This is a genomic window from Bradyrhizobium sp. MI1.11 (assembly GCF_055811255.1).
In genome coordinates, this window is the sequence record NZ_JBVVPM010000054.1 from 1 (window position 1) to 10,977 (window position 10,977).

Genomic DNA, 10,977 nt, shown 5'->3' on the forward strand with positions numbered 1-10,977 from the left:
GGTAGGCCTCGTCGAGTCCTGGAGAGCTGATTCGCAGAGCCTGAGTATGGCTCCGAGCCCGGAATTACCCCATGTGTAAAAACGCAAAAGATCGAAACGCGACGAGAATGACATTCTGGCTTTGCGGGCCCGCCGACCTAGAATTGCGGCGATCAGGATGGGCGAAATGCAGTATGTTTGCGACGCGCCGAAGGGTAAGACCTGGTTCCGTATCGAGACGGAAGGTGAAGCGGTGCAGGAGTCGCGCCTGATGCGCCACACAGTCGAGAAATATTTCTGCCGCGAGCGAGAGAAGGCAGTCCAATCCTGGCGTCCGGAGCAGCCCAACGCGATCGAGCGCGACATCGGCCTCGAGGCCCATGTACAGCGAGAGATGCCGCTTTTCCTCACGTTGCGTGACAGGGAGGGTAATCCACTGGCTACAGCGATGCTGCCACCGGGTGGCAAGGATCGCGGCGGGTTCCGGATCATCATCGTTGCCGCATGCAATGCCGATCCTTATCCTGAGCAGGATGCGGCCATCGCTGCGCTAGGAGCGCATTTCGGTCTCACGCTCGATCGCCACCGCTGCTTCCCCTACGGCCGCTAAGGAGCCTGACAAGTATCGCTGCTTGGAGCGATGTCGGCTCATGGCCCGAAGGCGAAGATCGCCATCGTGTCCGGCACGTCGGCAGTCGGGGCCAGAGCGGACATCGAGAAGACGCGGGCAAAATCGACGCGAATGACCCAACTCCGACTCCGTCGAACGATTGCGTTGATTTACGCGACGCGATCCTTGTCGGACTGTTCCTCGACTGCCGTCACGGTTTCTTCGAATCCCTTTTCGTAATTGCCCGCAAACCTTTCGATGCTGTCGGCCCACATCCTCAGAATTGAGACCTGAAAATGCATAATTGGCTTCAAGGCAATCATACCGATTTCTGTCGCTGCGGTTGTGCGCTTTTGGGCGTCGCGCGCGAAACGGCCTGAGTTAGAGATGTTGTCTACCATGGCTGCTTGCTCCTTCTGCTCGGGTGATTAAGCCCAAAGCGACCTGCCAGGTTGTGCACTGCGTGATGCTAACCCCTCGGCTAAAGCCTGATCTGCGGCGAGTCTCGCATGTCGGTCGTCATGCAGTTCGTCCAGCTTTTTCAGGTAAGCGACCGCTGCTATCTGCAAGAGATCGAAATCATATTCGCCAGCATCGCGAAGATTGGTGACGTAGCGAAAGAGGGCGGAACGCCTGTTATCGTTCTCACTAATACCACTATGGCGCAGCAAGTAGTTCCGCCAGGCGAACGCACATGCGCCTTCTATGGCTTGAGAAGTCATGGGCACCTCCCGAAGGTCAGAGAAAGACTGATGAGCCGTTTCGTTCCGCGAATTTCTCCGATGTAATGCTGTTCCGTAGGTGCGCCGCAAGGTGTTTCGCGAAGAGGTCAGTGCTGTGGTAGTGGCGGTGTGCACGTCATCGTGCGCTCTGTTGCGCCTAAAGCCGGCGATCTCCTTGTCGATTTTAAACGCAAATGACAAGGTCAAAGAACTTACCGCTCGCGCGGCGTTAACGTCGCAATGCGATGGCTTCCGGATTGATCACGAAGTCGGCCCCATCTCGGCTTGAACGAAAGGAGAGGACACGCAACTTTGGGCGGAGCGGGGGATTTACGCCGTGGACATCGATCATGATGACTTCCTCGTTAATGAGGTTGGCCATTCTCAAGCCGATAACCTTCCGAACCTGCGTCGGCTTTCAGACGATTGGAGACGTAGCGCCCAAACGCGCCCGCGCGGTAACCCGGATTGGATCAGCAACACCGTTCGGAATGATTTCTGGTATTGGCCCTTTTCGTCCGCGCTAGACGCTTGGCTCGACCTCGGCTCTCGGGGCAATCCGGACGTTATCGGCGCTGGTTCAAATCGACATTCATGACCCGGAGCGGAACTCAGAGCCGAATTGGATTGACGCCAATGGGCGCTACAGATCAGGTGTTAGACCAGTCGTCCGGCCCTACGTGCTTCGCCCTCGCGACCTTGTGTTGTGGAATTCCTGAGCATGAACCTTGCCCCGGGAATTCTGAGCGACAGAGCTCGATCAGCGGTCCTCTAACATCGGCGCAGCTCGTCGCCTCAAGCCGATTCGCGACCTTGTCCATCTCCCGGATGGTCTCGCGGATCACCGCGAAGGCTGACCGACCTTGCCGTGAATTTCGTGACGGGACATCTAAATATGACCAGTGCCCTCGAACGCCTCCCGACTTAAGGTCAACGAGCAGATCAGCGGCCGGGATTTTCGGCCGCTGATTTTCGCTCGAATTAAAATCAGGCTGCTCGCTTCATGGTCTCGGTCATGTGTGTTGCGGCGTCATCCACCGCCTTCACCGAAACGTCAGCAATCCGGCGACTGCTCTGTAGCGTACGCTCCAAACTTTCCCGCAGCAAATCAGTCTGCATCGCTGCAAAGTCGTGAGGCGTTCGGCACTGCCAAAGTTCGCTCATTCCTTTCATGCTCCTCTCGATCTGATATCGCGCAAGCTCAAGGCACTCTCGAGAAGCATCGTTCAGACCTTTGCTCATTGCTGTGGCCGAATAGAGGATGCTCTCAGCGTTCCGGGCAGATCTCTTGGTCGCATCCTGAGCTTCATCTCCAGACACACCAAGGGCTCTGCCCATGTGATCTGCTGAACGCCCCATCATCGCCGTCATCATATCCAGGCCAAAGCGCCACGTGTTCTGGAACATCTCTGCATTCTGCTGTACAAGATTGGCGCCTGTCTTCACTACTTGCTCGTTTGTCTCAGCCGCGGCCAATCCGATGCGCCGGGTCTGCTCAGTTGCTCTCTCGGCAGCGCGAGAAGCTTTATCCTCTGGATTATGGGTAGCCCTGTTCTCGTGGCGTTCGTGGGCCATTGTCCTTCTCCATCTCTCACGGGCATTTTCGGGGTGCTTTGCGGCTCCCCAATCAGAGCTGCATCCTAAGCAAAAAAAACGTGGTCAGTTTACGTCCGTTCCGGAAGGAATGAGATTTCACGTGCGGCTCGGCCGAGCGTGGAGCACCAATGGATCCGTGGAGTTGGTTACCCAACCGGTGTGATGGACCATTGCCTCAAGTGGATAGGCGCGCTGCCGTGCCACAGTCAGGAGAACTGACGTTTCACCTAGGCTCGAATCGGGCGCGTGCTGCTGACCAACCGCGAGCACAGCGCCATGGACGCCAGTTTCAGACGCTGCCGGGGACGAGATTTGTGGTCAACGGCGGACGGCAGGCGGCTGCTGACCGGGTCCGCCGAAGTGAAATGGATCACCGGCTGGTCTACGGCCGCAACCTTCGAAGGGGAGTTCTCCAACGTGACGCGCAGCTACGCCCGATATGCTTGGTAACGTCGCGACTTCCGCTGTTGACCCATAGCGCCAGTTGCGAAGTGCAGCGACATGTCCGGACGCAGGCGAGGACCGGAAGTCGGTCGCTCAGCGGGAAACCGGACATCATCCCTCCGGCACCTCCGCCAGCCGCAGGCCCTGATACACACGCTCGCGTTTGGCGAGGTAAATTGGGTTATCGCTGCAAGCTCCATCTCGGAAGCGGCGGATGGTGAAGCTTGGAACCAGCGCAAATATTGCCTTTGCAGCAGCTTTCGACTCGTCCAGCGAGCCAAGCAACGCGAGCGCGGCAGCCAACCCGAAATGTGCGTTCACGTCATTTCGATTGGCCTCGATGCTGCGGCGGAACCAGCAGACTGCTTCAGCATCCTCGTTAAGCTGCAGCTTGGCAAAGCCGGCTATCATGAGCCAGCGATGGCCGAAGATATCACGAGGAGACAGGCGAAGTGCTTCGTTGATATGAGTCACTGTCTGCGCTCCGCGCCCCATGTACAACTTAGCGCCGCCAATTTGCGCGTGAGCCTCAGCCAAATTGTGATCCAACGTCAACGCCCTCTCGAACTCAGCGATGCCCTGAGCCGCGCGGTTCGTGCACATTAATGCGCAGCCCAAAGCCAAGTGTGCGTAAGCATGGTTGGGCGCGAGGCACAGCGCCCTTATTGATGTCGCCTCGGCCACTGCGTAATGCTCGCTCGTGGCGTCATCCAAGTAGCTCGCTCCAAGCATCAGATCGGCGCCAGCCATCCACACCATCGCGTCGACATTCTTGGGGTCGAGGGTCACCGCCCGTTCAAAAATCGCGCGCGCTTGTGGCACACCTTCCAACGTCCACCCCTTGTGCAACAAAGCTTTGCCTCGGAAATACAAGTCCATCGAATTGGGATGCGGAGATCGCTCTGATCGCCTGGCCTCTTGTTCAGTGAGTTGGGCGTCCAGTGTGTTGGCGAGGCGCGATACGATCTCGTCTTGCATATCAAAAAGATCGGCGACGGGTTTGTCAAAGCGGTCGGCCCATAGATGCGCGCTAGTTTCCGCGTCCACGAGCTGAACGTTTACGCGAAGTCGATCGCCGGCTCCCTGCATAGAACCCTTTAGCACGTACCGAACATTCAGTTCTCGGCCAATCTGCTTGAGATCGATCGCTTTGCCCTTGTACGCGAATGCGGTGTGTCGGCCGATAACGAACGAGCCGGAGATGCGCGACAAATCTGTGGTCAAACTCTCGGTCACGCCATCGACAAAGTAGTCCTGCCCAGGATCGTCACTGAGGTTAGCGAAGGGCAACACAATGATGGAAAGGCGGGGCGGTGAAAGTGCGCTTGATCCCGCCCCCGGAGATAGCGCCGCCGTGCCGAACCCATCCAGAACCACAGCATAAGCTCGAACCGGACGGCCGATGTTTTTGAGGTTCTGTTCACCAATATCGGCGAACCTGTCGCCAAACTTGCCCTGGACCTGATCGTAAACAGCCGAAGAGATGCAGATGCCGCCGGGTGCTGCGACGCTCTCAAGCCGTGCGGCGATATTCACCCCATCGCCAAAGATGTCGTGGGGCTCGACGATGACGTCACCAATATTAATGCCCACTCGAAAAGCGATGCGCCTGTCTTCCGGGGCGCCGGCGGTAAGTTCGCGAACGCGCGCTTGGAATACCATCGCAGCCCGAAGAGCTTCGACGGCACTCGGAAACTCTGCGAGAAACCCGTCGCCGGTATTCTTGACGATCCGGCCGCTGTGTTCGGCGATTGTTGGATCAACAGCCTCCGCCAAGAGAACTGTCAGTTTGGTATGCGTGGTCTCTTCGTCATGGTGCATGAGCCTCGAATAGCCAGCCACATCGGCGGCCAATATAGCCGCCAACCTCCGTTCGATCCGTCCTAGCCGCTCCTGTGCCATGACCCGCGATCCAATCTGAATGCCATTCTACGCCGGATCGGAAGGAATGCCCACCCGGACGGACAATCGGTTATTGGCTCTAAGAAGAGCGGTTCAGCCTCCCTGACGTCCGCTGTCGCTGGATAAACCGGACGCCGAGCTGCGCGTGGCTCGCCAGCTGCTTTTGACCCACAGCAGACCTTCCCGGACCCCTCGCTCTGGCGGATTTCCTCTCTCACAGCTAGCCTTGGCATTTGTTTGAACGCACCCGGTCATCTGCTGAGAGGGAGGAAGATATGGTACTTCTCCGTGTGCTCGCTGCTGCTATTGTATGCGTCTGTTTTCAAGCTGGATTTGCCCTTGCGGAGGATACAGCGGGGCAACTCGCAGGTAGTTGGAAGCTAAGCTCATGGACAATTCAGATTATCGGTGGAGAGGCGACTGAGCCTTTCGGTCCCAATCCCAAAGGCAGGGCGGTCTTCGCGGCAGACGGATACGTGACATTCGTCATCGTGGCGGCAAATCGCAAACCGGCAACGAGCAATGAGGAGTCGGCAGTCCTTCTGAAGTCACTCCTCGCCTACTCCGGAAAATTTATGATCGAAGGAGACAAGTTTACGACCAAAGTTGATATATCGGGGAATGAGCTTTTGACCGGACAGGACCAAATACGATTCTTCAAGCTGGAAGGAGATAAGCTGACCATTCGAACGGCGGAACAAGTCAGCTCCGTTTTTCCCGGAAAGAGAGTGGTAGGAAGCCTGACTTGGGAACGCGAGCGCTAATAGCGCTGGGGTGGCACCTGTGTTCTGCTCCGCCCCGCGTCGATCAGGCATGAACTAAGAAACGACGACTTCCGTTATCGGACCAACGGAGCCAATATGCGCCGCAGGAAAGCTGCGATGCCAATCACCCTTTGAACCTTTATGGTCCCAACTTTGATTTACATTCATAAATGCGAGCAAATTCGCAGCGCTTGGATAGCGCGGGCTTCGGCCGCCACCGCGCGTGACAACATTAAGCAGTCAAGGAGGTTGAATGCTTTCACGCCGTCGTCTCCTCACCGGCACCGTCGTGACCGGTGTCGTGCTGTCAGTTCATCCGGCCACGACATTTGCGCAGCCAAAACGGGTGATCGTCGATTCGCAGGTTCACCTCTGGCCGGCGAGCACTCCGGAGCGACCCTGGCTACCCGGTGCCAAGCCGCAGCTTCCCGAGCCCTTCACCATCGAGCGGGTCATACCGCTGATGGACGAGGCCGGCGTCGATCGCGTCGTCATCGTTCCGCCGGCATCACTCGAAGGCGAGCGCGTCGACTATGCCCAAGAGGCCGTCAAACGGTATCCGAACCGCTTCGCGATCATGGCGCGTGTGACCCTCAACAAACCCGAGGGCGCAGCGCGGCTTGCGACGTGGCGCGACCAGCCCGGCGTTCTGGGCGTGAGATTGAACTTCGGGCCCGACGAAGCCGCGTGGCTGACTGACGGGACCGCGGACTGGTTCTGGCCGGCCGCGCAGAAGGCTCGTTTGCCTGTGATGTTTCTCACATCGGGCCAGACGTCGCTGTTCGCACGTATCGCCGAGCGACACCCCGGCCTTACGCTTATCCTCGACCACATGGGCGTCGGCGCGGGCCTTCGCCCTCGTGCTGATTCATCACAATCCGGGAAAAACAACCAAGTGGCGGAAGCTATTGCCGAGGCGGCCGAGCTCGCAAAATACCCGAACGTTTCGGTGGAGCTGTCCTCGGTGCCACTGATCTCGACCGAGTCCTATCCATTCCGCGATACCATTCCGCATATTCAGCGCCTTTTCGACGCGTATGGACCGGAGCGCTGCTATTGGGGCACCGATATTACCAATTCGTTCGCCCGGGCCACCTATCGGCAGCGCGTGACGCAATTTACGGAGGAGCTTCCATTCCTCACCGAAAGCGACAAGGACTGGGTCATGGGCCGGGCGATCTTGGCGCGGCTTCGCTGGGCATGAGCTAACCTTGCGGCGATGCGCGAGTCTGCTGTTGGCCCTTCAGCGACCTCGGCAGACGTCCGCTTTCCCGCCGCTGGTAGGGGGTGAGCGGACATAAGGCGGCCAGCTGCTTAATGAGTACACAGACTAGGAGGGTCCTGCTGCCAGTTAAATTCGGCGACTGTTCGCGATTCCTCGCCGTGCGCAGACGCCGCCCCTGCACTGGCGGTGATCCACAGGCGATGCTTGCGCTATTCCCCGTAGCCCGCACATCGCCTGTTTCGTCCAGCCGTTTGCACGCAAATTCCCTGTTCACTACCGATAAATTCCCTGTTCGGATTCGGCGGATCGCGCCCCGGATGCGCTGAATTTCAAGGCAAATGTTCGCATTTTCATGGGATAGCGGCCTCACCGCAGGCGCGCTTTCCCTGTAAAATTCCCTGTTCGCAGGGAATTCGGACCGCGGCAGCGAAGGAACTTCCACCGCCTGTCGTGATTGCTGTTCAAGCTCAGGGAGACGCATCCATGATCCGCAAACCTCTATTTGTTGTCGTTGCCTGCATAGCATTCTCGTCGACCGCGCTCGCCCAAGGTGGTGGCGGCGGCTCGGGTGGGGGAGCCGGCGGCGGCGCGGGTTCGGCGGCAAGCTCTGGTGCTGGGACAGGCACCTCGTCGAGCAGCGCGACCTCGGGCCCCTCGGCTCCGTCCGGCATGGGGACTCAAGGCACCACCACCGGCGCTAACGTGAACACGAGTAACCCCAACTCAAGCCAGAACAATCCGAACGTCCAACTCCCAACCGCGAACGGAAAGACGCCGGCCGCCGCGCAGGCCGAGCGTAACTCTGGGGTTGGTCATTCAGCTAATGGTTTGCCGATCGGAAGCCCCGGATCGGGCACCAGCAACGAAGATCAGAAATAGGCGATCCATTTCAACTCTCACCGAAAGGTCCACCGTTGCGGGCCTTTTCCTTCGAGCTTTGGAGATTAGGCGGATCTTTGAACTTTGGAGGGCTCCGAATAGATCGGACAGCCTGCGGCCGGTGTGTTAAAGCCGGGGATGAGAAAATTCATTTTGGCGATGCTGCTCATCGCGACGCCGGCATTGGCGCAGCCCGAACCGGCAACTCCGAAGGCCCCATTAACCGATCGCGAACGGGTTCAGGCCGATCGTGCGCAGGCAGCCACACAGGAGAAGGACGCCCCAACGGCGCGCCCGTGGGACAGGGGCGCGGATGGCAAGCGGCCTTGGGACCGGGGTGCGCAGGCAAAGTAGCAGCGTTCCCGATGGGACGTCGAAAGCCTGCCGGCAATCGGCAGCCTTCCGTGAGGAGCCTTCCGCGACGGAACTGAGTTTACGCAGCACGGGCTGAGGCTGCCTCAATTTCTCTATCGAGCCGTGCAGCGAGAGCGCTCCGCTTCCTCGCCAGTCGGCACGGCGCTATCTGATGGTCACTTCCACAGCGATGACCGAGGATCCGCGCTGCCTGCGATTTTCGCCCGACACCGCAATTCGAAACCGGTCAGTTCCTGGACGCGAGGGGCTTGGTAGCGAAATGACGGGCCGACGATCCGCCCGTTCGGTGATCATGTTTGGATGGGCCAGGCAAGCCCCAAACAAAATCGCCGCCACCAGCTGCCCGGTGTTGCGGCGATTCATGGTTGAACGCGGCTGGTCGCTAAACGGTTTGCCGTTCACCGAGCGTACCAATACCCCCACCAGCGTTGCGACACGGGCCGGGCCTCCGCCTTGAGCGCCGCGACTTCCTCGACAGGGCGAAGGTTGGGGCCATAGATCGCAGGCGGGTAGACATCATCCCAAAACACGTAACCGGTTCGGACGTAGGCCGACCGATGATGCGCAGGAGCCAGCGCAAGCTCCGCGGCTGAAGCTGCGGTCGTTATCAAAGCAAGGCCAAGAACAGAAAGAGCAATGGATGGAGCAAGGGTGCGGAAGTTCATCGGATCAATCCCTCTCGAAAATGGGCGAGAAATAATGCGACGGCGTCTGAAAGGTTGCAAGCGCTTCGTTCCATAGAATGGCTGCGAAAGCCAGCTCTTCAGGTGCGCCAATCCACCTGGACGGGACAGAACAGATTTGAGGTGACCATCCGTGTCGGTGCGTCCGGCCAAAAGATCGCGCTACCAGACACCTCAGATGCTGTTGCTCAGGACAAGATCAGGCGTGGGCAATCTTTTGGCACCAGGAGAGTCACCAAGAATCATCGGGAATCATGATGTCGACACACTGCTCACTCTTGATGAGCACCGCACTATTCAGGGACGACTCCTATGGCTTCTGCATTTGTCTTCGCCTTGATGTTCTGCGCCGGCGTCATGTTGGTCTATGCGCTGCGTACCCGGCGGTCGCAACGAACCACGACGAACGAGCCCTCCGGCACCTCGCGCAGAACGTCCCGATCGACTCCCAATTCAGCATTCGGACACGTCCGACGTGCCTTTTAGGCCTCGTCCAGCGTGCGAGCGACATCTCTGTTCTCATGACCATAGGCGACACATGACATGACCCAGCCGATGAGGGACGCACCGCGACGGTACATCGTGGATGGTACAGGACAGCGTGTCCTTTTCGGTTTGACGATTGCGGAAACCATCGAGTTCGAGACGTTGGACAAGCCCGACGCCCCCCTCGACCCTGGCCTTCGCTTTGATCAGAACAAGCCCGGACAACGATGGCTGGAGCTCTACGCCAAGCATGAGCGGGCCTGGCGCAATTGGATGGCCAAAACGCGAGCAGGACGGGAAGTGCCGCTCGTGCTCAACTAGCTGACGCCGTTAACTCGTGAGTGCCGATTCCGTCCGTTCGCTTCAGGAAAACAATCTCCCGATGGATCGGCAAACATTTCCTGGGCTAGGCATATCCTGGGCGAGTCATACCGCCAGCATCCGGCTGCCTTGTATACTCATGAGAGTTAGATTGCCCGTCGCGTAGGCGCCCGTATCGATGTTGACCCGGTTTGTCAGGACTTCGGCGGTGCGCACCGGCGTGTGACCATGAACGATATATTTGCCGAACTGCTCCTCGCTCTGAAGGAACTCTTCGCGAATCCAAAGCAGGTCGCTTTCGCTTTGCTCGGCCAAGGGGACACCCGGGCGAACGCCGGCGTGGACGAAGAAAAAGTCTCCACAGGTAAAGCTAAGCCGTAGTTCGTCCAGGAACTCCAGATGCTCCCCCGGCATTGCGCGGATCAAGTCGCGCATGATCGACGCCGGGTCGTCGCGCTTCAGGTCTGGCGGTGCGAGGCCATAGGACATGAGTGTCTGGGCGCCACCGATGCGAAGCCAGTCTTCAAACAACGAAGGGTCTTCGAAAACCCTCACTAGAAATGCCTCGTGGTTTCCCTTGAGAAAAATCGAATTTCCCCGCCGGCTTCGTTCGATCAAGAGGTCAAGGGTGGCGCGCGTGTCCGGTCCGCGATCGACGTAGTCGCCCATGAACACCTCGATCGCATAGCGTGGCCGACTGTGGGCCACGTCGGCATCGATGACCCGCAACATGGGCTGCAGCAAATGCGAGCAGCCGTGAATATCCGAGATCGCGTAAATTCGAACGCCGTCCGGCAGTTGCGGTCTGTCAATTGGCGGGTGTGATCGGGCAAGAGATGTCATGGCGCGCACACTCGGTGAGGTGGTGAGGATAATTTCGCCAAGTCGGTCCACGGCCGGACGTTATTGAAGAGTGCCGCCTCTCAGACGGCCTGATTGCGCCGAAGGAAAGGAGGATACTCGCTTGCTTAGCTTGTCGGCGCGCGCTGAG

At 58.6% G+C, this 10,977-nt stretch carries 12 protein-coding genes; 6 read left to right on the forward strand and 6 right to left on the reverse strand.

All coding sequences use genetic code 11. The annotated features are described in order from the left end of the window. Positions 1 to 157: 157 nt before the first annotated feature. The gene (locus AC0L30_RS34170; protein ID WP_245285917.1) at positions 158 to 589 is read left to right on the forward strand and encodes a hypothetical protein; all 432 of its coding nucleotides are present in this window, start codon (positions 158 to 160) and stop codon (positions 587 to 589) included. Between the two features lie 170 nt (positions 590 to 759). Here the strand turns inward: AC0L30_RS34170 and AC0L30_RS34175 are convergent, their stop codons facing one another. The 3 genes from AC0L30_RS34175 to AC0L30_RS34185 all read right to left on the reverse strand — a co-directional run bounded on the left by AC0L30_RS34175 (position 760) and on the right by AC0L30_RS34185 (position 2,886). Next, positions 760 to 990: a hypothetical protein gene (locus AC0L30_RS34175; RefSeq protein ID WP_007595374.1), complete on the reverse strand. Its 231-nt coding sequence runs from the start codon at positions 988 to 990 to the stop codon at positions 760 to 762. A gap of 27 nt (positions 991 to 1,017) precedes the next feature. Continuing rightward, positions 1,018 to 1,311, reverse strand: coding sequence for a hypothetical protein (locus tag AC0L30_RS34180; protein WP_007595373.1), 294 nt, complete (start codon positions 1,309 to 1,311; stop codon positions 1,018 to 1,020). 987 nt (positions 1,312 to 2,298) lie between these two features. Then, complete coding sequence (locus AC0L30_RS34185; RefSeq protein ID WP_007595372.1) at positions 2,299 to 2,886, reverse strand: phasin family protein; 588 nt, start codon at positions 2,884 to 2,886, stop codon at positions 2,299 to 2,301. A 267-nt stretch (positions 2,887 to 3,153) separates the two neighbouring features. Between AC0L30_RS34185 and AC0L30_RS34190 the strand changes: the two genes are divergently transcribed. Continuing rightward, positions 3,154 to 3,357, forward strand: a complete 204-nt coding sequence (locus tag AC0L30_RS34190) for a hypothetical protein (protein WP_473406198.1) — start codon at positions 3,154 to 3,156, stop codon at positions 3,355 to 3,357. Between the two features lie 105 nt (positions 3,358 to 3,462). Here the strand turns inward: AC0L30_RS34190 and AC0L30_RS34195 are convergent, their stop codons facing one another. Beyond that, positions 3,463 to 5,253 carry an adenylate/guanylate cyclase domain-containing protein gene (locus tag AC0L30_RS34195; RefSeq protein WP_473406199.1) on the reverse strand — a complete coding sequence of 597 codons (1,791 nt, stop codon included), beginning with the start codon at positions 5,251 to 5,253 and terminating at the stop codon, positions 3,463 to 3,465. Positions 5,254 to 5,528: 275 nt separating this feature from the next. On the opposite strand from AC0L30_RS34195, the gene AC0L30_RS34200 reads away from it, so the two are divergent. From AC0L30_RS34200 to AC0L30_RS34210, 3 genes are all read left to right on the forward strand, one after another. Beyond that, positions 5,529 to 6,017, forward strand: a complete 489-nt coding sequence (locus tag AC0L30_RS34200; protein WP_354127442.1) for a lipocalin-like domain-containing protein — start codon at positions 5,529 to 5,531, stop codon at positions 6,015 to 6,017. 289 nt (positions 6,018 to 6,306) lie between these two features. Next, complete coding sequence (locus tag AC0L30_RS34205) at positions 6,307 to 7,221, forward strand: amidohydrolase family protein (protein WP_473406200.1); 915 nt, start codon at positions 6,307 to 6,309, stop codon at positions 7,219 to 7,221. Between the two features lie 504 nt (positions 7,222 to 7,725). Then, entirely contained in the window at positions 7,726 to 8,121 is a 396-nt protein-coding gene (locus AC0L30_RS34210; RefSeq protein WP_473406201.1) for a hypothetical protein, read from the forward strand. Positions 8,122 to 8,894: 773 nt separating this feature from the next. Here AC0L30_RS34210 and AC0L30_RS34215 read toward each other — a convergent pair. After that, the gene (locus AC0L30_RS34215) at positions 8,895 to 9,161 is read right to left on the reverse strand and encodes a hypothetical protein (protein ID WP_473365929.1); all 267 of its coding nucleotides are present in this window, start codon (positions 9,159 to 9,161) and stop codon (positions 8,895 to 8,897) included. Positions 9,162 to 9,722: 561 nt separating this feature from the next. Here AC0L30_RS34215 and AC0L30_RS34220 point away from each other — a divergent pair. Further along, the gene (locus AC0L30_RS34220) at positions 9,723 to 9,986 is read left to right on the forward strand and encodes a hypothetical protein (RefSeq protein WP_473406202.1); all 264 of its coding nucleotides are present in this window, start codon (positions 9,723 to 9,725) and stop codon (positions 9,984 to 9,986) included. A gap of 105 nt (positions 9,987 to 10,091) precedes the next feature. Here AC0L30_RS34220 and AC0L30_RS34225 read toward each other — a convergent pair whose 3' ends face one another. Then, entirely contained in the window at positions 10,092 to 10,829 is a 738-nt protein-coding gene (locus tag AC0L30_RS34225) for a metallophosphoesterase family protein (RefSeq protein WP_473406203.1), read from the reverse strand. Positions 10,830 to 10,977: the final 148 nt, after the last annotated feature.

Excerpts from the sequence above, each read along its gene's own strand:
- AC0L30_RS34170 (WP_245285917.1), top strand. The coding sequence starts at position 158 with ATGGGCGAAATGCAGTATGTTTGCGACGCGCCGAAGGGTAAGACCTGG.
- AC0L30_RS34175 (WP_007595374.1), bottom strand. The coding sequence starts at position 990 with ATGGTAGACAACATCTCTAACTCAGGCCGTTTCGCGCGCGACGCCCAA.
- AC0L30_RS34180 (WP_007595373.1), bottom strand. The coding sequence starts at position 1,311 with ATGACTTCTCAAGCCATAGAAGGCGCATGTGCGTTCGCCTGGCGGAAC.
- AC0L30_RS34185 (WP_007595372.1), bottom strand. The coding sequence starts at position 2,886 with ATGGCCCACGAACGCCACGAGAACAGGGCTACCCATAATCCAGAGGAT.
- AC0L30_RS34195 (WP_473406199.1), bottom strand. The coding sequence starts at position 5,253 with ATGGCACAGGAGCGGCTAGGACGGATCGAACGGAGGTTGGCGGCTATA.
- AC0L30_RS34200 (WP_354127442.1), top strand. The coding sequence starts at position 5,529 with ATGGTACTTCTCCGTGTGCTCGCTGCTGCTATTGTATGCGTCTGTTTT.
- AC0L30_RS34210 (WP_473406201.1), top strand. The coding sequence starts at position 7,726 with ATGATCCGCAAACCTCTATTTGTTGTCGTTGCCTGCATAGCATTCTCG.
- AC0L30_RS34215 (WP_473365929.1), bottom strand. The coding sequence starts at position 9,161 with ATGAACTTCCGCACCCTTGCTCCATCCATTGCTCTTTCTGTTCTTGGC.
- AC0L30_RS34220 (WP_473406202.1), top strand. The coding sequence starts at position 9,723 with ATGACCCAGCCGATGAGGGACGCACCGCGACGGTACATCGTGGATGGT.
- AC0L30_RS34225 (WP_473406203.1), bottom strand. The coding sequence starts at position 10,829 with ATGACATCTCTTGCCCGATCACACCCGCCAATTGACAGACCGCAACTG.